General features: G+C 72.0%; 16 protein-coding genes and 1 tRNA gene. 5 read left to right on the forward strand and 12 right to left on the reverse strand.

Features of this window, described 5'->3' with window-relative positions; genetic code table 11:
• Positions 1-6: 6 nt before the first annotated feature.
• Positions 7-1260 (reverse strand): DUF2254 domain-containing protein, encoded by a 1254-nt coding sequence (locus tag ACLBXP_RS16985; RefSeq protein ID WP_447668932.1) that lies wholly within the window; start codon positions 1258-1260, stop codon positions 7-9.
• Positions 1261-1300: 40 nt separating this feature from the next.
• Positions 1301-4459 (reverse strand): efflux RND transporter permease subunit, encoded by a 3159-nt coding sequence (locus ACLBXP_RS16990; protein ID WP_447668933.1) that lies wholly within the window; start codon positions 4457-4459, stop codon positions 1301-1303.
• A gap of 115 nt (positions 4460-4574) precedes the next feature.
• On the opposite strand from ACLBXP_RS16990, the gene ACLBXP_RS16995 reads away from it, so the two are divergent.
• Together ACLBXP_RS16995 and ACLBXP_RS17000 are read left to right on the forward strand one after the other, a co-directional pair.
• Complete coding sequence (locus ACLBXP_RS16995) at positions 4575-5801, forward strand: efflux RND transporter periplasmic adaptor subunit (protein ID WP_447668934.1); 1227 nt, start codon at positions 4575-4577, stop codon at positions 5799-5801.
• A gap of 7 nt (positions 5802-5808) precedes the next feature.
• Positions 5809-6114, forward strand: coding sequence for a DUF3862 domain-containing protein (locus tag ACLBXP_RS17000; RefSeq protein ID WP_447668935.1), 306 nt, complete (start codon positions 5809-5811; stop codon positions 6112-6114).
• Between the two features lie 188 nt (positions 6115-6302).
• Here the strand turns inward: ACLBXP_RS17000 and fdhE are convergent, their stop codons facing one another.
• The 6 genes from fdhE to ACLBXP_RS17030 all read right to left on the reverse strand — a co-directional run bounded on the left by fdhE (position 6303) and on the right by ACLBXP_RS17030 (position 12871).
• Positions 6303-7295 carry a formate dehydrogenase accessory protein FdhE gene (gene fdhE, locus ACLBXP_RS17005; RefSeq protein WP_447668936.1) on the reverse strand — a complete coding sequence of 331 codons (993 nt, stop codon included), beginning with the start codon at positions 7293-7295 and terminating at the stop codon, positions 6303-6305.
• Positions 7296-7299: 4 nt separating this feature from the next.
• Entirely contained in the window at positions 7300-8025 is a 726-nt protein-coding gene (locus ACLBXP_RS17010; protein WP_447668937.1) for a formate dehydrogenase subunit gamma, read from the reverse strand.
• A gap of 67 nt (positions 8026-8092) precedes the next feature.
• Entirely contained in the window at positions 8093-9025 is a 933-nt protein-coding gene (gene fdxH / locus ACLBXP_RS17015) for a formate dehydrogenase subunit beta (protein WP_447668938.1), read from the reverse strand.
• 14 nt (positions 9026-9039) lie between these two features.
• A complete protein-coding gene (gene fdnG, locus ACLBXP_RS17020) occupies positions 9040-12120 on the reverse strand; it encodes a formate dehydrogenase-N subunit alpha (RefSeq protein ID WP_447668939.1) in 3081 nt (1026 codons plus the stop codon).
• A gap of 126 nt (positions 12121-12246) precedes the next feature.
• Positions 12247-12591: a hypothetical protein gene (locus tag ACLBXP_RS17025; RefSeq protein WP_447668940.1), complete on the reverse strand. Its 345-nt coding sequence runs from the start codon at positions 12589-12591 to the stop codon at positions 12247-12249.
• Between the two features lie 204 nt (positions 12592-12795).
• A tRNA-Lys gene (locus ACLBXP_RS17030) sits at positions 12796-12871 on the reverse strand.
• Between the two features lie 132 nt (positions 12872-13003).
• Here ACLBXP_RS17030 and ACLBXP_RS17035 point away from each other — a divergent pair.
• Positions 13004-14065 (forward strand): hypothetical protein, encoded by a 1062-nt coding sequence (locus ACLBXP_RS17035; RefSeq protein ID WP_447668941.1) that lies wholly within the window; start codon positions 13004-13006, stop codon positions 14063-14065.
• A gap of 107 nt (positions 14066-14172) precedes the next feature.
• Here the strand turns inward: ACLBXP_RS17035 and ACLBXP_RS17040 are convergent, their stop codons facing one another.
• The 4 genes from ACLBXP_RS17040 to queA form a co-directional block, all read right to left on the reverse strand.
• Positions 14173-14946, reverse strand: a complete 774-nt coding sequence (locus ACLBXP_RS17040; RefSeq protein ID WP_447668942.1) for a glycosyltransferase family 2 protein — start codon at positions 14944-14946, stop codon at positions 14173-14175.
• Between the two features lie 2 nt (positions 14947-14948).
• On the reverse strand, positions 14949-16733 hold the full coding sequence (locus tag ACLBXP_RS17045; RefSeq protein WP_447668943.1) for a sulfotransferase family protein: 1785 nt from the start codon (positions 16731-16733) through the stop codon (positions 14949-14951).
• A 181-nt stretch (positions 16734-16914) separates the two neighbouring features.
• Positions 16915-18108, reverse strand: a complete 1194-nt coding sequence (tgt, locus tag ACLBXP_RS17050) for a tRNA guanosine(34) transglycosylase Tgt (protein WP_447668944.1) — start codon at positions 18106-18108, stop codon at positions 16915-16917.
• A 14-nt stretch (positions 18109-18122) separates the two neighbouring features.
• Entirely contained in the window at positions 18123-19232 is a 1110-nt protein-coding gene (queA, locus tag ACLBXP_RS17055; RefSeq protein WP_447668945.1) for a tRNA preQ1(34) S-adenosylmethionine ribosyltransferase-isomerase QueA, read from the reverse strand.
• A gap of 117 nt (positions 19233-19349) precedes the next feature.
• Between queA and ACLBXP_RS17060 the strand changes: the two genes are divergently transcribed.
• Positions 19350-19601, forward strand: a complete 252-nt coding sequence (locus ACLBXP_RS17060) for a hypothetical protein (RefSeq protein WP_447668946.1) — start codon at positions 19350-19352, stop codon at positions 19599-19601.
• Positions 19602-19706: 105 nt separating this feature from the next.
• On the forward strand, positions 19707-20594 hold the full coding sequence (locus ACLBXP_RS17065; RefSeq protein WP_447668947.1) for a cation diffusion facilitator family transporter: 888 nt from the start codon (positions 19707-19709) through the stop codon (positions 20592-20594).
• Positions 20595-20597: the final 3 nt, after the last annotated feature.

Consider the following 20597-nt stretch of genomic DNA (forward strand, 5'->3'; position numbering starts at 1 on the left):
GCCGCCTCAGCGCAACCTCAGGGCCTCGACGGCCGCCTTCTCGGACGGAACCGTCAGGGCGGCGTCCGCGTGCTCCGCCACCAGGGCCGAGGCGCGCGCGGCGGCGTCGCCGAAGCGCTCCGGGGAGAGGCTCCGCAGCGCCCCCAGCGCCTTCTGCAGCCGCACGCCGACCTGCACGATCCCGGCCCCCTCGCGGGCCAGCGGATGGAAGAAGTCCGCGATCAGGTCGTCCGCCGACAGGGCCGGGACGCGGATGCGCGGGTGCTCCGGTTCGGGCCGCCGGTCGCCCTCCCCCGGGATCCAGCCCGCGAGCACGCGCAGGCCCGCACCGATCACCGCGATGGCGGTCCCGTAATCGGCGGCGGTCGGCGGGAGGGCCTTCGATCCGATCTCCGCGAGGACCGACAGGCCGAAGCGCGGATCCTGCTCCCACGCGCGATCGTCCGCCACGAGGAAGGCCCCCCGCACCGCCGCGGCGTCGGCGGGGTCCATGTCCGGATCCACGAAGGCCAGGGGCGTGGCGGTGTGGACGAACGCCCCCGGGAGGGCGGCCACGTCCAGCATCACGTCCCGGCCGCCCAGCGCCCGCGTCAGCACCGCCATGTCGATGTGCTGCACGTAGCCGATCCGGTCCGCGTGGACCGGCCGCGCGTGGCGATGGCCCGGGTCCGGGGGGATCCCGCCGAGGTGCGGCCGGTCGCGGCGGGCGCTGAGCGCCAGGGACGCCGCCCGCTCGACGAGCCGGATCGTCTCGCCGACCCGGCCGAAGCGGGTGAGCTGCTGCATCCAGCGCAGCAGCGTCACGACGATGAGGCCGATGACCACGATCGTCGCGCCGAGCAGCACGAGGCGTCCGCCCGGCCCGTAGAGGCGGGTCGACAGGGCGATGATCCCCACCACCGAGAACATGAACGCGCCGAGGAAGGTCGCCAGCGCGTCGTGGGCCCGCCGGTCCTCGCTCCACAGGGTGGTGGCGCGGGGCGTCACGCCCGACGAGGCGGAGCCGAGGGCGTTGACCAGCACGGTCAGCGAGAAGGTCGTCACCGTCAGCATCGAGGAGGCGAGGATGCTCAGCACGTTGCCGACGGCGTCGGCGCCGACGCTGAGGGCAAACGTCTCCTCGACGTGGAACTGGAAGCGCCAGGCGAGCAGGGCCGCCAGGATCCCGCCGAGGCAGTAGAGCGCGGCGCGGACCCAGGCCTGGCGCAGGGTCCGGGACAGGATCAGCCGCCAGCGCGGCACGACGCTCTTCACGCTCACGGGAACTCCCAGGTGCTGCCGCCGCGGCGGACCGGCGGCGCTACTCGGCCGGCTGGGGGGCACCCCCGGGCTGCGGCTCCGCGGCGGCCTCGCGTCCCCCGAGCAGCCGCTCGAAGGCGACGTAGAAGGTCGGCGTGACGAACAGCGTGATGAAGGTCGCCACGACGAGGCCGCCGATCACCACGGTCCCCATGGAGACGCGCGCGTGGGCGCCCGCGCCGCCGGCGATGGCGAGGGGGATCGAGCCGGTGATGAAGGCGAAGGAGGTCATGAGGATGGGGCGCATGCGCAGGCGCGCCGCGTCCTGGGCCGCCTTCAGGACGTCCTCGCCCTGGCGGCGCAGGTCCTCGGCGAAGGACACGAGGAGGATCGAGTTCTTGGCGGCCAGGCCCACCAGGAGCAGGAGGCCGATCTGCCCGAAGATGTCGAGCTCGAGCCCCCGGACGGCCAGGAAGGCCACCGCGCCGAAGATCGCGATCGGCGTGGCGAGCAGGATCACGAAGGGCAGGCGCAGCGACTCGTACTGCCCGGCGAGCAGCAGGAAGATCATCAGCACGCCGAGGCCGAAGATCAGCGGCGCGTAGCCGCCCGCGACCTTCTCCTGATAGGCCACGTCGGTCCATTCCACGGCGTAGTCCCCGGGCAGCCGGCTCTTGGCCAGCGCCTCGACCTCCTTCAGCACCGTGCCGGAGCTCGCGCTGGCGGCCACCTCGATCGCCACCTCGATGGCCGGGTAGGTGTTGTAGGACAGGACGGCGGTGGGCCCGGTCGTGAAGGTCGCCCGCACCAGCGAGCCGATCCGCACCGGCTCTCCGCGCCCGTTGAGGACCGGCAGGGCCTCCAGGTCCTGGATCGTGCGCCGGCCGGTGGCCTCGCTCTGCACATAGACCTGGTAGACGAAGCCGAAGCGGTTGAAGAGGTTGACGAAGCTCGACCCGATATAGGTCCCCAGCGCGTCGAACAGGTTCTGGAGCGGCACGCCGAGCTGCTCGGCCTTGGCCCGGTCGATCTCCAGCCGGATCTGCGGGACGCCGTAGCTCGTCGTCGGAAGCGCCTGGGCGATGTTGGGGCTCCGGGACAACTGGTCGATGAAGCGCTGCGCCGCCTCGGCGAGCTGGATGCCCCCGGCGCCGCTGCGGTCCTGGATCTCCAGGGTCAGGCCGCTGCGCGTGCCGAGCCCGGGCAGGGGCGAGGGGTTGACCACCCGCACCTTCCCGTCCGGATCGTGCCGGAACTGCTTCTGCACGCGCGCGATGATGTCGTCGGCCGAGGCCGCCCGCTCCCCCCAGGGCTTCAGGGTCGGGATCTCGAAGCCGTAGAACGGCGCCACGGCGTCGGCCAGCACGCTGCGCCCGACCACCCCGATCGTGTGCTCCACCTCGGGCATGTCCCGCAGGGCCCGGCCGAGGCGCTCCACCATCCGGTCGGTGCGCGTCACCGAGGCGCCCTTCGGCAGGGCGACGTCGGCGAAGAAGTAGCCCTGGTCCTCGTTCGGCACGAAGCCGGTCGGGCGCTGCATCACCAGGACCACGGTGAGGGCCGCGAAGGCCGCGAAGCCGAGGCCGACGAGCACGAGGTGACGGGTCAGCCGGCCGATCACCGCGGTGAGGAGGCCCGCGGACCGCTCCAGCACCCGGTTGAAGAGGCGCAGCGGCGCCTTCCACCGGCTCCGGCCGGTCTGCGCCCCCTCGGGCCGGTGCTTCAGGATGAGCCCGCAGAGCGCCGGCGTCAGGGTCAGCGAGACCAGGGCCGAGATGATCACGGAGATCGCGATGGTCAGGGCGAACTGGTTGTAGAGCTGGCCGGTCAGGCCGGGGATGAAGGCCACCGGCACGAACAGGGCGGCGAGCACCAGCGTGGTGGCGATCACCGGGCCGGCGACCTCGTTCACCGCCTCGCGGGCGGCGGGGCGGGGCTCCATCCCCTCGTCCATCAGCCGCTCGGTGTTCTCGACCACGATGATCGCGTCGTCGACCACGAGGCCGACCGCCAGCACCATGCCGAGCAGGCTCAGGGTGTTGAAGGAGAAGCCGAGGAGCGCCATCGGGCCGAAGGTCCCGACGAGGGCCACCGGCACGGCGATGGTGGGGATCAGCGTCGCGCGCCAGTTCTGCAGGAACAGGTAGGTGACGACCACGACGAGGACGAGCGCCTCGAACAGGGTGTGCACCACCTCGCGGATCGCCTCGCGGACGAACTCGGTGCGGTCGAGGGCGATCTTGTACTTGAGCCCGGGCGGGAAGCGCTGCGCGAGCTCGGCCATGGCGGCGCGCACCCCGTCCATCACGTGGACCGCGTTGGCGCCGGGGGTCTGGTAGAGGCCGAGCGTCGCCGAGGGCTGCCCGTCGAAGCTGGAGCGCACGCCGTACTGCTCCGAGCCCAGTTCGACCCGCGCCACGTCCCGGACCCGCACGACGGAGCCGTCCGGGTTGGCCCGCAGCAGGATGTTGGCGAATTCCTGCGGCTGGCTCAGCCGGCCCTGCGTGACCACCTGCAGCTCGAAGGGGGTCGGCTGCCCGTCGGTCGGCGGCTTGCCGAGGGACCCCGTGGTGATCTGCTCGTTCTGCTGGCTCACCGCCCGGATCACCGCGTCGGGGCTGATCGCCAGCGCCTCCATCTTCACCGGGTCGAGCCACAGCCGCATGGCGTAGCGCTTCTGCGAGAAGTTCTGGATGCGGCCCATGCCGTCGACCCGGCGCAGGGGCTTGATGACCTGCGTCTCGGCCCAGTTGGCGAGGAACAGCTCGTCGTAGGGCGAGCCGGGATCGGCGTAGAGCACGATGTTGCCGAGGCGCTGGCGCGAGCTCTTCTGGATCTCGAGGCCCTGCGCGCGCACCGAGGCCGGCAGCTTCGCCTCCGCGCGGTTGGCCCGGGTCAGCACCTCGGCGGCGGCGGCGTCGAGATCGGAGCCGATCTCGAAGGTCGCGTCGAGGTTGACGCTGCCGTCGGTGTTGCTGGTCGAGGCGATGTAGAGCAGGTGCTGGGCGCCGTTGATCTCCTGCTCCAGCGGCGTCGTGACCGCATCGTAGGCCTGCTGCGCGCTGGCGCCCGGATAGGTCGCCTGGATGTTGATGATCGGCGGCGCGATCTCGGGGAACTGGGCGATCGGCAGCGTCAGGCCCGCCACGGCACCGATCAGGGTGATCAGCACGGAGATCACGGCCGCCAGGATCGGCCGGTCGACGAAGCGGGCGAACATCGAACCTCGACGCTGGATGGGCGGCCGCGAGGACCGGGCGTGCAACGCGATCGCGTTTGGCGAGTTCCCCGTCCGGTTCGGCGCCCGGTGCGCCTCGGGCGGGGGAGACGGCGGCGTGCGGGCGGGGATTCGGTACGGGTTGCTCGGATGTGGCGCCGCTCTGGTCCTGGCGGCCGGCGGCTGGTTCGCCATGGGCCGGCCCGAGCCCGCGGCGATGCTCGCCGCGCTGCCGTGGTCGGACCGGCCGGCCGAGAAGGCGGAGGCCGACCCGCCGATCGCCGTGACGACCGCGACCGCGCGGACCCGCTCGGTGCCGATCAGCTTCACCTACACGGGCACGATCATCGCGCAGCAGGACGCGGCCCTGCAGGCCCGGGTGACCGGCAACGTCACCGAGCGGCCCTTCGAGCCGGGCGGGCACGTGAAGAAGGGGCAGGTGCTGTTCCGGATCGATCCGCGCCCGTTCCAGGTGGCGCTGGCCCAGGCGCAGGCCCAGGAGGCGCAGGCCAAGGCGCAGCTCCAGTTCGCGCAGGCCGAGGTCAACCGGACCGATACCCTGGCCGATAAGGGCTACGCCTCGGAGCAGCGCCTCCAGCAGCTCCAGTCGAACGCGGCCGGCGCCACCGCCCAGGTCCAGGGGGCCGAGGCCGCGATCGCGCGCCAGAACCTCAACCTCGACTACGCGGTGGTGAACGCGCCCTTCGACGGACGGGCGAGCCTGTCGACCATCAACCCGGGCGATCTCGTCATCGAGAACCAGACGCAGCTCGTCACGGTGGTGCAGCTCGACCCGATCGACGTGCAGCTGGCGCTCTCCTCCGAGGATTCCGAGGCGCTGCGCGAGGCGATGCACGCCGGCCCCGTGACCGTCGCGGTGCTGGACGAGGCCGGCAAGCCCGTGCGGGACGCGACGGTCTACCAGCTCGACAACCGCTTCGATCCCCGCACGGCGCGCCGCCTGGTGCGCGCCCTGCTGCCGAACGACGACGAGCGCTTCCTGCCCGGACAGTTCGTGCGCGCGCAGGTGAAGACCGGCACGCAGGACAAGCTCCTGGTCCCCACGATCGCGCTGTCGGCGCGGCTCGCCCAGCAGATCGTCTACGTCGTCGACGATCAGGGCGTCGTGCGCCAGAAGCCCGTGACGACGGGCGACAGCTTCGGCGAGGACACCGCGATCCTGGCCGGCCTCAAGGCCGGCGAGCGGGTGGTGACGGACCACATCCAGGACATGCGCCAGGACCTCAAGGTGGAGATCCGGTCGGCGGATGCCGACGACGCGGCCGAGCCTTCGGCCAAGCCCCCCGCGAAGGCGGACGGGCGTGCCTCCGGCGAGCCGGGCTGATCCCCCGATGCGACCCGTGGGTCCGATCACCCTCGTCCTGGCAATCCTCGTCCTGCCCGCGCCGGCCGCGGCGGAGACGGGCTGCCGCGTCGACCGCACGCGCTACGACGCACTCAAGACCGGGATGCCTTACCGGAAAGTGCGGATGCTCCTCGGCTGCGACGGCCGGCGGGTCTCGCACCTGACCATCGGGCGAAGCCGGCGCGCCACCTATTCCTGGCCCGGGCACGGCACCTACGGCGCCAACCTGACGCTGACGTTCCGCAACGACCGGCTCACGGACAAGTCGCAGCTCGGCCTGCGCCGGAACTGAGCGGCCCGTCCGGACGCCGAAGGGGGTAGCGCCAGACATTCCCCCGCGTCCGCCGCGCAGCCGGGCTCCCCGCGGTGCAAGCAGCCGCCGCAGGAATGGAGGCTTCGATGCTCAGCTCTCGAAGCCGGCAGGGCTGAGGGCAGACTGACGCTGATCGAGCGGCGTTGAGCGCTGCATCGGAGCGGCGGTCAGCTCACGAAGAGCAGGTTGAGGCCGACCTTGCGGAAGCCGTCCTCGGCAACCTTCAGGTCGAGGCCGTAGGAGGCGACGTCGTCGGCGACGGGGTCGAGGGCCGGATCCCGGTGCTGATGCAGGTGCTTGACGTAGCCGTGGCACGTGCCGCAGGCCTCGACCTGCACGTCCTTCGAGACCTCGTCCAGGCCGAGGTAGGTGACATCCTCGCCCGAGCCGCAGGCGGTGCAGCGGATGCGGACGTGGTTCCACAGCGTGCCGCACTGGGTGCAGGCGAGATAGCGCGCCTTGTCGGCGGGGGTGAAGGACACGATCAGGCTGGCGCAGGGCGCGCCGCCGCAGGCCGGGCAGACCCCGTCGGCCACCGGCTTCAGGCGCTTCGGGTCGAGATGCGCCGCGTGCTCGGCCAGGAACACCTGGAGCGCGGCGGAGACGAACACGCACTCCGCCATCCGCTCGACCGGAAGCGCTCCCTCGAAGATCTGCACGGCGAGGTCGAGCCGGTCGTCCGGCGTCGCAGCCGCGAGCGCGTCGCGGGCGGCCCGCGCCGCGGCCGGGGCCTGCGCGAGGTCGATGGCCGCCAACAGCCGCGTGACGATGCTGGCGAAGGCGGGGTCGTCGGCGAGCAGGCTGCGCGCAAGCGCCGGCATGCCGTGCTCGGCCCGCAGGGCGAGGTCCTCCGCCGACAGGGCCGCCACGGTCTCGCTCCGGGCGCGCCGCTCGGCCCGAACCGCGGCCTGCGCGTCGGCGACATGGGCCAGGAAGGCGAGGTAGCCCCCGAGGGGGTGGTCGACCGCGAGCGTGCGGAAGCGGGCGGCACGCTCGGCAAAGACCGTGTCCGGGGCCGGCATGCGTGCGAACGGCACCGAGCCCGAGATCCCGATGCGGTCGGGATCGGGCTTGATCTCCTCGAGCCTGCGCGGCCCCCGCTCGGGCGTCGTGACCGGCTCCGCGCCGGACTTCGGCGGACGTTTGAAGAAGCCTGCCACGCTCCTAGTGTCCGCGCTCGTTCGACGAGCCGGACTTGGTCGGCAGCGCGGACGTGATCTGCCGGAGCCACTTGCGATGGTGACGATAGGCCCAGCCCCCCGTCACCGTGCCGCGCACCATCGCCCGGCCGGTGCCGCGAACCCAGATGCCCGCATAGATGTGAACCAGGATGATCGCGATGGCGATCACCGCCGCGAGCGAGTGGCCGAGCAGGGCCCAGCGCTGCGTCTCGATCGTGGTGTAGCCGGTGAAGTACTGGTCCCAGATCAGGATGCCGGTGACGAACATGATCGCGATCAGCGCGGTCTGGCCCCAGAACACGCCCTTCTGGCCCGCATTGTACTTGCCGAGTTCGGGCAGCCGGTCCTCGCGGTTCGTCACGACGTCACCGATCCGCTTCGACCATTCCACGTCGTCGCGGTTCGGGATGTTGAGCCGCCAGAAGCGCAGGAACAGCAGCGCGAAGCTCACCACGAGGGCCACGCCGAGCCAGGGATGGATCGCCCGCGTGGCCTGGCCCCCGCCGAACAGGCCGGTGAGGAAGTTGAGGAAGGGGGTGAACATCGCGAGCCCCGACAGGGTCAGCAGGGTGAACAGGATCGCGGTGATCCAGTGGTTCACCCGCTGCAGACCCGTGTAGCGCGGCACGTAGAGGATCTCGGGCGCCTCGGACTTCACCGCACGCAGGGGGCGGCCCTCGCCGTCGCGAATGTCGGTGTGGAGCGTCATTGCGCCTGTCTCGCTCTCTCATCATCCGGGCCCGACGCGGCCGCCCGCCGCGCCGGGGCAGTCTCGTTCAGGACGGCCGGGCCTCGTTGCCGCGGTCCCGGTTCGCGCGGTCCTTCAGGTCGATCGCCTCCTCCTCCTCCTCGGGCACCACCTCGTTCGGCCCGGCGGTGACGTAGTGGAAGAAGCCCGCGAGCGCCGCGAAGCCCATCGTGGCGAGGCCGAACACCTTGGCGCCGCCCTTCCAGAAGGCGACCAGCGGCGAGATCCGCGGATCGTCCGGCAGGCCGTTGTAGAGGTGCGGCTTGTCGTTGTGGTGCAGCACGTACATCACGTGCGTGCCGCCCACGCCCTTCGGGTCGTAGAGGCCCGCCTGGCCGAACCCACGCGACTTGAGATCCTCGATCCGGTCGTGGGCCTGCTCGACCATCGCCTCCTTGGTGCCGAACATGATCGCGCCGGTGGGGCAGGCCTTGGCGCAGGCCGGCGCCTGGCCGACCGCGACGCGGTCCGAGCAGAGCGTGCACTTGTAGGCCTTGTGGTCGACCTTCGAGATCCGCGGGATGTTGAACGGGCAGCCCTTCACGCAGTAGGCGCAGCCGATGCAGTTCTCCTCGACGAAGTCGACGATGCCGTTGGAGTACTGGATGATCGCGCCGGGCGACGGACAGGCCTTGAGGCAGCCCGGGTCGGAGCAGTGCATGCAGCCGTCCTTGCGGATCAGCCATTCGAGGTTGTTGGTCTCGGCGTTCTCGTATTCCGTGAACCGCATCAGGGTCCACGTCTTGGCCGTGAGGTCGTGCGGGTTGTCGTAGACGCCGACATTGACGCCCACGTCGTCGCGCAGGTCGTTCCACTCCTCGCACGCCGCCTGGCAGGCCTTGCAGCCGATGCACTTCGAGACGTCGATGAGCTTGGCCACCTCCTCGTGCGCGCGGATGGCCGGCGGCTGGTCCGTGGAGGCGGAGCGCTGCCGGATGTCGAGGGAGCTGTAGTCTGCCATGGTTCAGCCCTCCCTCACGCGATCCGGTCGGCCGGCGGCGTGGTGCGCTCGATGTTGACGAGCCACGCCTTGAACTCCGGCGTCTCGGTGTTGGCATCGCCCACGACCGGCGTCAGCGAGTTCGGGTGCCACCCCTTCTTCGTCTGCCCGATGAAGCCCCAGTGCTGGGGCATGCCGACGACGTGGACGGTCTTGCCGTCGCAGATCAGCGGCCTGATCCGCTTCGTCACCACCGCCTTGGCCTTGACCGAGCCCCGCTTCGACCAGACCCGCACCCAGTCGCCCTTGGCGATGCCCTTCTCGCGGGCCAGCACCTCGCCGATCTCCACGAAGGCCTCCGGCTGGAGGATCGCGTTGATCTTCGAATGCTTGGTCCAGCCGTGGAAGTGCTCGGTGAGACGGTAGCTCGTCGCCGCGTAGGGGAACTCCTCCGAGGTTCCGAGATCCGCGAGGTCCCCCTTGAAGATCCGCGCGGCGGGCGCGCCCTTCATCTTCGGGAAGGGCACGTTGGCCACGGGCGACTCGAAGGGCTCGTAGTGCGTCGGGAACGGACCGTCGCGCATCAGGCCCCGGGTCCACAGGCGGGCGACGCCCTCCTGGTTCAGGATGAAGGGCCCGACGTTCTTGTCGGGCGCGACCGTCACGCCGTAGTCCGGCACGTCGAAGCCGACCCACTGCTTGCCGTTCCACTCGATGAGCTTCTTCTTCTCCGACCACGGCTTCCCCTCGGGGTCGCACGAGGCGCGGTTGTAGAGGACGCGGCGGTTGGCCGGCCAGGCGAAGGCCCAGTTCGGCGCGATGCCGCGGTCGCCCGGATCGGTGTTGTCCCGGCGGGCCATGGTGTTGCCCTTCTCGGTGTAGCAGCCGGAATAGATCCAGCAGCCGCACGCGGTGGAGCCGTCGTCCTTCAGTTGCGCGAAGCCGTCGAGCTGCCGCCCGGCGGGGAGCGTGGCGCCCGAGGCATCCTGGATCGGAGCGACGGTGTAGCCGTTCAGCTCGCGCGCCAGCTCCACCGGCGTGGGCGAATGCGCGATCGCGTAGTTCCAGGTGAGGTTGACGATCGGCTCCGCGTAGGCGCCGCCCTCGTTCCTGTACATCTCCCGCATGCGAAGGAAGAGGCCGGACATGATCTCGATGTCCGAGCGGCACTCGCCGGGTGGCTCCTGCGCCTGCCAGTGCCACTGCAGCCAGCGCGAGGAGTTCGAGAGGGAGCCCTCCTCCTCCGCGAACAGCGTCGTCGGCAGCTCGAAGACCTCGGTCTGAATCTTCGAGGGATCGACGTCGTTGTACTCGCCGTGGTTCTCCCAGAAGCGCGCCGTCTCGGTCTGGAGCGGGTCCATGACCACGACGAACTTCATCTTCGAGAACGCCTCGGTCATCTTGGCGCGATTCGGGAACGACAGCAGGGGATTGAAGCCCTGGATGACGTAGCCCGTCATCTTGCCCTGCTTGGCGAGCTCGAACCCGCGGATCACGTCGTAGGTCGGCACGTCGAGCTTCGGCAGGTAGTCGTAGGCCCAGTCGTTGTCCTTCTGCGCCTTGTCGCCCCACATCGCCTTCTGGAAGGAGATGAAGAACTTGTTGTAGTTCTGCCAGTAGCTCATCTGGCCGGGGCGCAGCGGCTTGAACTGCCGCTTTGCGATGTAGCTCGCGTAGTCCGGCTCCTTCTCGATCGGGATGTTCAGGTAGCCGGGGATGAGGTTGCTCATCAGCCCGACATCCGTGAGCCCCTGGATATTCGAGTGGCCGCGCAGCGCGTTCATGCCGCCGCCCAGCATGCCGATGTTGCCGAGCAGCGTCTGCACGATGCACATCGAGCGGATGTTCTGCGAGCCCTTGGAGTGGTGCGTCCAGCCGAGCGCGTAGAGCGACGTCATCGTCTTCTCGGGCGATGCCGTCTCGGCGATCATCTGGCAGACCTTCAGGAAGGTCTCCTTGGGCGAGCCGCAGATCCGCTCGACCATCTCGGGCGTGTAGATCGCGACGTGCTTCTTCAGAAGCTGCATCACGCAGCGCGGATGCTGCATCGTCTCGTCGACGACCGCGTAGCCGTCCGGCCCGATCTCGTAGTCCCACTCGGTCTTGTCGTAGTCGCGCTTGTCCTCGGAGTAGCCGGAGAACAGGCCCTCCGCGAACCCGTAGCCCTCCTTCACCACGAAGGCGGCGTTCGAGTAGGCCGTGAGGTAGCGGTGCTGAAGCTTGTCGTTATCGATCAGGTACTTGGCGACGCCGGACAGGAACGCGATGTCGCTCCCCTGCCGGATCGGGCAGTAGAGATCCGCGACCGATGCGGTGCGGGTGAAGCGCGGGTCGATGACGATGAGCTTGGCGTTGTTGTGCGCCTTGGCCTCCACCACCCACTTGAAGCCGCAGGGGTGAGCCTCGGCGGCATTGCCGCCCATCACCGTGATGAGGTCCGCGTGCTTGATGTCCATCCAGAGGTTGGTCATCGCACCGCGGCCGAAGGAGGGCGCCAAACTGGCGACCGATGGGCCGTGTCAGACCCTCGCCTGGTTGTCGAAGACCAGGGCTCCCATGCTTCGGACCGTCTTGTAGGTGAGCCAGGCGGTCTCGTTGGTGGTGGCCGAGGCGCCGAGGAAGCCGGTGGTGATCCACCGGTTGACCGTCAGGTCGCCGTTCTTGGCCACGAAGTTCCGGTCGCGGTCGTCCTTCAGCAGGCGGGCGATCCGGTCGAGGGCGAAGTCCCAGGAGACGCGCTTGAACTCGGCGGTGCCGGGCGCCCGGTACATCGGGTACTTGGTGCGCGTCTCGGAGCGGACGAAGTCCAGGAGGCTCGAGCCCTTGGGGCAGAGCGTGCCGCGGTTGACCGGATGGTCGGGATCGCCCTCGACGTGCATCACGGCCGAGCGCGCGTTCTTCGAGCGGTCGCCGAGGCTGTAGAGGATGACGCCGCAGGCCACCGAGCAGTAGGGGCAGGTGTTCCGGGTCTCGCGCATCTGCGCGAGCTTGAACGGACGCACGGCCGCCGCCGCCGCCGGTTGAAGATCACCGAAGCCGAGGGCGCCGAGGGTGCCGCCGGCCAGGCCGACACCGAGTCCCTTCAGCAAGCTGCGGCGTGACACATCGACGGTCATGGCGCTTCCTACATGCGATCTGTTCTAAGTCAGAGGTTTTCGCAGGCGGACGCTTCGGAAGCAAGCGCAACTGCGAGCCGGCGATCCGGCATTTTTTGCCACAGCTCCTCGCCTGTCACCGGGCGCTCACCGGGTCGGGGCGGCCGGGTTCTGCCCGGAGGGCCCGGGCGTGCGGTGGTCGAGCGTCCCCTGCGGGTCGCTGCCGGAATTGTCGCTCGATCCGGCGTCCGGAACGGGCCGGTCGCGGTTCTGCGCCGTCGAGCGGCCGCCGGGGTCGGGCGCGTCCTTGGCCGCCGACTGCTCGCGGGGCACCGGTGCCTGGCTCCAGCCGTCGTTGGCGCTGCGGCTCTTGTCGCCCATCACGTCCTGTCCCTTGATGTCGCCGGGCTGGGCCAGCGCGGCGGACGGGGCGACAGTCGTCAGGACGATGGCGACGGCGAGGGCCGCCAGGGGCGGGTGTGAGGGAGGCATGCGTGCACCCGGCTGTGTGATCGAGGTTGCCGGGTAACGTCATGTGCGCCGGCCAGTTCCGGCATCGAATTTCCGGAGCGACCACGCGAGCGCCCCGATCGGACCTGCGGTTCGGGTACGGTGGGATTGTCGCAGGGACGGATATGCCCCGCACCCGAGGGCCACGACGGAGACCCAAGCGCGCCTGTAAGTCGTTGGAATGGTTGGTGAGCGCGCTGGGGCTCGAACCCAGGACCTACAGATTAAAAGTCCGTTGCTCTACCAGCTGAGCTACGCGCTCGCGTCCGCCGCGCTGGGCCGAGGGCCGGGCTTCGGAAGGCTGGCCCGCAATAGGGGAGCGCCGGGCGGGGGTCAACCGGGCGCGGTGTCCGCCCTGCCGCCGCCACGGTCGGGTGCTCAGGCTTCGCGTGCCATGCCGACCCTCGCCCCCGATCCCTGGCGCGCCTTCGCGGCGACCTTCCTCGGCGCCGCGCTCCTCCTCGGCGCGGCGGCGATCGCTTTCGTGGGGGTAATGGACCCCTACGGCCTGCGCGCCGCGCCCGGCCGGCCGGCGGGGCCGCTGATGGATCTTAACCAGCGCTTCATGTACCCGCAGGTGGTGCGCAGCGGCGCCTTCGATGCCGCCGTGTTCGGGACCTCCACGGCCCGCCTCCTCGACCCGGAAGACCTCGACCGGGCCTTCGGGGGGCGCTTCGCCAACCTCGCCATGAACGCCGCGACGCCCCACGAGCAGCGGATGCTCGCGCGGCTGTTCCTGCGCCGGGGGCCGGTGCGGGCGGTGCTGTTTGCCCTCGACGCGACCTGGTGCGAGGCGCAAGCCGATCGGCAGCTCCTGACCTTCCGCCCCTTCCCGCCCTGGCTCTACGAGCCCGGCACCCCCGCCGCCTGGAACGCTGTCCGGCAGGTGAACTGGCAGAGCCTCGGCGTCGCGGGCCGGGTCGCGCTCCACCGGCTCGGCCGCGCCCCCGCGCGGCTTCGGGCCGACGGCTACGGCGTGTTCACGCCGCCGGAGGCGCAGTACGACGCCGCCCGCGCCGCCGCCCACATCCATGCCGGGGCAACCGCCTTCGGCGAGCCGGAGGACGCGCCGCAGCCCGCCGGCGCGGATCCGGACGCCGCCGGCATGCCGGCGCTCCCCTGGCTCGACGAGCTCCTCGGCGCGGTGCCGCCGGGCGCGGCCAGGCTCGTCGCCTTCATGCCGGTCCACGCCGCCGCGCAGGGCCGGCCCGGGACCCCGCAGGGCGCGCGCGAGGCCGCCTGCAAGGCCGAGGTCGCGCGGATCGGCCGGCGCCGGGGCGCGACGGTGGTGGATTTCCGCATCCCCTCCCCGGTCACCACGCGGGACACGAACTACTGGGACGCCCTGCACTACCGCCTGCCGGTGGCCGGCCGCATCGTCGCGGGGCTCAGGGCGGCCGCGGAGACCGGCGCGGACGACCCGGACGGCTTCTACCGGGTCCTCGCCCATCCTTAGGGTCCGCCGGTCATGGTGCCGGCGGACGGACCCTAAGCCTCTCTGATGTCGTCGGTCCGGACGGAGAACCGGCCGCCACTTCTCCTGGACCGCCTCTTGGCCGCGCCCTACTCCCGCAGCCGGCCGTGGCGCGCCGCGATCTGGGCGCGGACCCGGTGCTGGCGCAGATCGGTCCCGGTCCGCAGCATCGAGGCCGCGTGGACCCGGTAGCGGCAGAGGATCTCCGGCACGAAGATGCCCCGGATGCCGGCCCCCGCGAAGGTGAGCCAGAGGTCGTAATCCTCCCAGCCGAGGTCGAGCGCGGCGTAGCCGCCGGCCCGCGCCCAGGCCGCCCGCGCCACCAGCGCCATGGCATCCACGTAGTTGCCGCGGCCGAGGAGGTCGGCGTCCCAGGCCCAGGCCTGGCCGATGCTGCGCCCGGCGCCGAACTGCTCGATCTGCGCGTAGGCGAGGCCGTAATCGCCCCGCCGGATCGCCCGGTGCAGCTTGGCGATCGCGGGCGGGTGCAGGGCGTTGTCGGCGTCGAGCACCAGGACGTGGTCGGTGCGGGCGAGCGCGAAGGCGGTGTTGCGGGCCTGCGGGAGGCCGGCGTTCTCGGTGTGGCGCACGAGGCGCATCCGCCCGAAGCGCCAGCGATGCGCCTCCATCCAGGTCCGCACCTGCGCCACGCCCGCATCCGTCGAGGCGTCGTCGACGACGATCAGCTCGAGGGGGCCGTGCGTCTGCGCGCGCACGGACTCGAGGGCCTCCAGCACGTAGTCCGCGTAGTTGAACAGGCTCACCGCGACGGTAACGGCGCCCTCCGCGGGGGCGTCCTCCGAACCGTGCGCGAGGAGCACGTCGTAGGCGTAGGGGAACAGCGAGCCGAGGACGGGGGGCATCGTCAGCGCACCGCGAAGATCGGCCGGCCCTCGGCCCGCCCGTGGGCGAGGTAGTGGAACAGCGGCTCCAGGCCCGAGGGAGCGACGTCCGGGTTCTCGGTGAGGTAGCGGCCGGCATCGAAGGCGGGTCCCGGCGAGCGGCCCTCCGCGCTGCCGTGGCGGACGAAGTGCTGGAGGGGATCCATCTCCGTCCCCTCCACGTCCGCGTGACGCTCCAGGTACCAGGCCTCGTCGAACAGCCCCGAGCCCCGCACCAGCTCCATCCGTGCCCGCAGGCGCGTCTCGGGCGCCTTGGCGCGCGTCAGCGCGAGGCCCGCGACCCGCAGCACGGTGCGGCGCTCCCGGCCGAGGCGCGCGCGCTTGAAGCCGCGCAGCGCCGCGAGGCGCGCGTCGCGGTCGGCCAGCCGAGCCTCCAGGCCGATGCGCCGCTCGGTCTCGGCGCGGAGGTCGTCGCGCAGGGCCGCGATCTCCGCGTCGAAGCGGCCTTCCAGGGCCGCCCGGGCGGCCTCGGTCTCGGCGCGCGCGGCATCCGCCTGCGCCTCCCCCGCGGCGTGCGCGGCCGCGGCCTCCGCCCGGGCCGCCTCGGCCTCCGCCCGCGCCTGCGCGGCAGCCTCCGCCTGCTCCGCCAGGGTGACCCGCAGGGCGTGGCTCGCCCGGCGCAGCGCCTCGGCCAGCACGGCCGGATCCGCCGCCTCCCCGGCCTCCGTCTCACCCTCCAGCCCCTCGTCCCCACCGCAGAGGTGTCGGCGGAGCAGCGACCCGGCCAGCGTCTCCGCCGGGGCGGCCTCACCGGTGCCGGAGGCGAGCGCGGCCCGGGACAGGCCCTCGAAGGCGAAGCCGCCGCCGATCCGCAGGATCTCGTCCGGCTCCGGGACCTGCCCGGCCGGCGCGGCGCGGGCCGCCTCGGCGGCGCCTGAGGCCTCGAGCTTCGCCTCCAGCGCGGCCACGTAGGCGCCGAGATACGCCCCGCGCAGGCGCCCGGTTTCGAGGGGGTCGAGGTCGAGCGTGCCCGCCGGGTCCGCCTGCAGGCCGTCGAGGGCCCGGCAGGCCGCGTCGAGCTCCCGCAGGGCGCGGCCGTCCCGGGCGGATTCGTGCTTGTGCTGGCTGCTCAGGAAGGCGTCGATCCGCGCCGCGCTCCCGGGGCCCGCCTCCGGCCAGTCCAGGCCGAGCTGCTCCCCGATGCGGCCGGTCGCCGACCGCCAGTCGGCCAGGAGGTCGTCGTAGGCCACGAAGGCGCGGGGCAGGCCCCGGGTCCAGCGCTCCGCCTCCGTGACGTAGCGCAGCCAGAGGAGGCCCCCCCGCTCCGGCGGCCAGACGCTGTCGGGAAAGAAGTGGGCCTGTCGCCGGGCGAGCGACATCGCCACCTCGGCGGGATCGCGATAGGGGATGATGAAGGCGGTGCGGATCCCGAGCTCCCGCAGCACCTCGATCCAGACCGGCAGCACCAGGCAGATGCGCGGGTCCTTGAGGACCACGGCCGGCGTCGCGGCGAGGGTCTCCTCCAGGAAGGCGCGGATGCGGGCGCGGCCCTCCCCCGCCTCCGGCGAGGCGAGCCAGGCGGGATCGAAGCCCACGACGTCGTTCACGTCCGATCCCGCCGCGCGCAGCATCGCGTCGTGGATCGTCACCACCGCCTCGGGCTCCCAGTGGCCGAGCTCGTTGCCGGCAAAGCCCGGCACCAGGTCCTCGGGCAGGCCGATCCCGAGCAGGTTGATCACCCGGGTCAGCGCGGAGGTGCCGCTCCGATGCATGCCGGCGACGATGATGACGAGCTTCTTGGAATCCACGACGCAAAGATCCGACAGGTCACGGGCGGATCCGCGACGGGTGCAGTCCTAGGGGCTTCGGACTTGGCCTGTCAAACCGCTGCAGGCTCTTGTGTGCAGTGCGGCGGAGATGCTTCGAGGCAGGCAAAAACCGACACGTCTCAGAGTTGTTTTATCAATCGTGCAAGCAAGAGATCCGCGATCAATGCTTTCGTGCAGCCTCGGCCCGGGCCCAGGCCTCGCGCGTCTCCCCCGCGAAGTCCGCGAAGCGCCCCTCCCGGATCGCCGCGCGGATGCCGGCCATCAGCGCCTGGTAGTAGGCGAGGTTGTTCCAGGTCAGCAGCATCATCCCGAGGATCTCGTCGGTGCGCACGAGGTGGTGCAGGTAGGCCCGGGCATAGTCCCGCGCCGCGGGGCAGGACGAGGCCTCGTCGAGGGGGGCCGTCTCCTCGGCGTAGCGGGCGTTGCGCAGGTTGATCCGGCCGTGGCGGGTATAGGCGAGGCCGTGGCGGCCCGCGCGCGTCGGCATCACGCAGTCGAACATGTCGATGCCCCGCTCCACCGCGCGCAGGATGTCGTCGGGCGTGCCGACCCCCATCAGGTAGCGGGGCTTGTCGCGCGGCAGGTGCGGCTCGACGGTCTCGATCATCGCGAGCATCACGGCCTGGGGCTCGCCCACCGCGAGGCCGCCGACCGCGTAGCCCTTGAGGTCGAGGTCCACGAGGGTCCGGGCGCTCTCGACCCGCAGGGCCGGGACGTCGCCGCCCTGGACGATGCCGAACAGGGCCTTGCCCCGCTGCTCGCCGAAGGCGGCCCGGCAGCGCTCGGCCCAGCGCAGGGACAGGCGCATGGCGCGCTCCACCTCCGCGGGCTCGGCGGGCAGCCGCACGCACTCGTCGAGCTGCATCTGGATGTCGGAGCCGAGGAGCCCCTGGATCTCGATCGAGCGCTCCGGGCTCATGTGGTGGGCCGAGCCGTCCACGTGCGAGCGGAAGGTGACGCCCTGCTCGTCGAGCTTCCGCAGGCTCGCGAGGGACATCACCTGGAAGCCGCCGGAATCCGTGAGGATCGGCCCGTCCCAGCGCATGAAGCGGTGCAGCCCGCCGAGGCGGGCCATGCGCTCGGGCCCGGGGCGGAGCATCAGGTGGTAGGTGTTGCCGAGCACCACGTCGGCGCCGAGGTCGCGCACCTGCTCCGGATACATCGCCTTGACGGTCGCGGCGGTGCCCACCGGCATGAAGGCCGGGGTGCGGATGACACCGCGGGGCATGGTGAGTGCGCCGGTGCGGGCCTGCCCGTCCGTGGCCGCGACCGCGAAGGCGAAGTCCGCGGTGGGCCCGGGCGCGCCCGGTGGGGGAGCCCCGGTGGCCGGGGAGGCGGAACTGAGCGTCGACATCGGGTCTCTTCGCCTCAGGGCGTCGTCGGGGCGCGGGGGCCCGGGAACAGCAGGCTCGAGTCGCCGTAGGAGTAGAACCGGTAGCCCGCCGCGACGGCGTGCGCGTAGGCGGCCCGCATGGTCTCGAGCCCCGAGAAGGCCGAGACCAGCATGAACAGGGTCGAGCGCGGCAGGTGGAAGTTCGTCATCAGGGCGTCCACCGCGCGGAAGCGGTAGCCGGGGGTGATGAAGATCTCCGTCTCGCCCGCGTAGGCGTGCAGGCGCCCCTCCGGGTCGGCCGCGCTCTCCAGGAGGCGCAGGGCCGTGGTGCCGACCGCCACGATCCGCCCGCCGGCCGCGCGGGCCCGGTTGAGCGCCTCCGCGGTCGCCGCGTCGAGGTGGCCGATCTCGGCGTGCATGCGGTGGGCCGCGGTGTCCTCCGCCTTGACGGGCAGGAAGGTGCCCGCGCCCACGTGGAGCGTCAGGCTGTGGCGGGTCGCGCCGGCCGCGTCGATGGCGGCGAGGAGCGCCTCGGAGACGTGCAGGCCGGCGGTGGGCGCCGCCACGGCCCCGGGCTCGCGGGCGTAGACCGTCTGGTAGTCGGTGGCGTCCCGCGCGTCCGCCGGGCGCCTGCCCGCGATGTAGGGGGGCAGCGGCAGGGAGCCGAGCGCCGCGATGCGCTCATCGAGGTGGGGCCCCGCGAGGTCGAAGCGCAGGGTGATCTCGCCGCCCTCCCCCTTCGCCGCGACCGTGGCGTCGAGCTGTCCGAGGTCGCAGGCGGCGCCGGCGCCCGCCTCGCCGAAGCGGATCCGGTCCCCGGGGGCGAGGCGCTTGGCCGGCCGCGCGAAGGCGCGCCAGGTGTCCGGCGCCGCGCGCAGGTGCAGCATCGCCTCCATGCGCAGGCCCGGCGCGCCGGGCCGCGTGCGCAGGCCGTGCAGGCGGGCGGGGATCACCCGGGTGTCGTTGAAGACGAGGGCGTCGCCCGGCCGCAGGAGGCTCGGCAGGTCGCGCACCGCGCGGTCCTCCAGGCCGGCCTCCGGGGCGCCGGGCCGCACCACGAGGAGGCGTCCGGCCCCGCGCGGCTCCGCCGGCCGGAGCGCGATCGACGCCTCCGGCAGATCGAAATCGAACAGGTCCACGCGCATCGGTCGCCAACTGCACAAAACCGCGCCGAAGATCAATGCGGACCCGCGACGCGGATGCGGCTTGACCCCGGCGCGGCGCCGCCCGAGCATCGGCCCCGTCACGCGCGGGGAGGCACCATGCTGGAGGATCGCAAGGCCGGCGGCCGGAGCCCGGGGCGCCGCCCCCGCCTGACCCTCGACGGGCAGCTCGTGGGCTACTGGGACCGGGAGGCCGCCCGGCTCGACGCCCTCGCGGCCGCCGCCCGCTTCGGCTGGCAGGCCCGCCGCTACGCCCGCAAGGCGGCCGAGGCCCGCGCCCAGGCCGAGCGCAGCCGCGTCCGCGAGGCGGCGCGCCGCAACGGCGCGGCGGCGGAGGAAGCCGGGGCTTGAGCGGGGCGGCCCGCGGGGCGCTTAGCCCCGGCTAAAACCTTTGCCGTGGCCTTCGGGCCCGGACGTGTCCTATGGGCTGCGGCGCCCCGCCGTCCCGGACCCGCCATGGAACGCACCCAGAAAGCCGCGCTCGCCGGCGCCGCGATCGGCGCCCTGGTGATGGGGCTGAAGTTCTCCGCCTACTGGCTCACGGGCAGCCTCGCGCTCTACTCGGACGCGCTGGAGAGCATCATCAACGTGGTGGCCGCGGCCTGCGCCTTCGTGGCCCTGCGGGTCGCCGCCCAGCCCGCGGACGCCGACCACCCCTACGGCCACCACAAGGCCGAGTACTTCTCGGCGGTGACCGAGGGCGCGCTGATCATCGTCGCGGCGGTGCTGATCCTGCGCGAGGCGGCCCACGGCATCCTGGATCCGAAGCCCCTCGACGCCCCCGCCCTCGGCCTTGCCGTGAACGCGGTGGCGAGCCTCATCAACGGCGCCTGGGCGCTCGCCCTGATCCGCCGGGGCCGCGCCTGGCGCTCGCCGGCCCTGGTGGCGGATGCCCGCCACGTGATGGCGGACGTCTTCACCTCGGGGGGCGTCCTCGTCGGCGTCGCCCTGGTGATGGCGACAGGCGCCCTGGTGCTCGACCCCATCGTGGCCGGTCTCGTCGCCCTCAACATCCTGTGGTCCGGCTACCGCATGGTGCGGGAATCGATCGACGGGCTGATGGACCGCGCCGCGCCGGCCGAGATGGTGACGGAGATCCGCGCCCTGATCTCCGAGCACGGCGCGGGGGCGCTCGAGGCCCACGACGTGCGCACCCGCCACGCGGGCCAGGCGACCTTCATCGACTTCCACCTCGTGGTGCCGGGCGAGATGACCGTGCAGGAATCGCACGAGATCTGCGACCGGCTGGAGACCGCCATCGAGGGCGCGGTGGCGGGCGCCGTGGTGGCGATCCACGTCGAGCCGGGCGACCACGCCAAGCAGCGCGGCCTGCCGGTGCTGTAGGGG

This window comes from Methylobacterium sp. A54F (genome assembly GCF_053346035.1).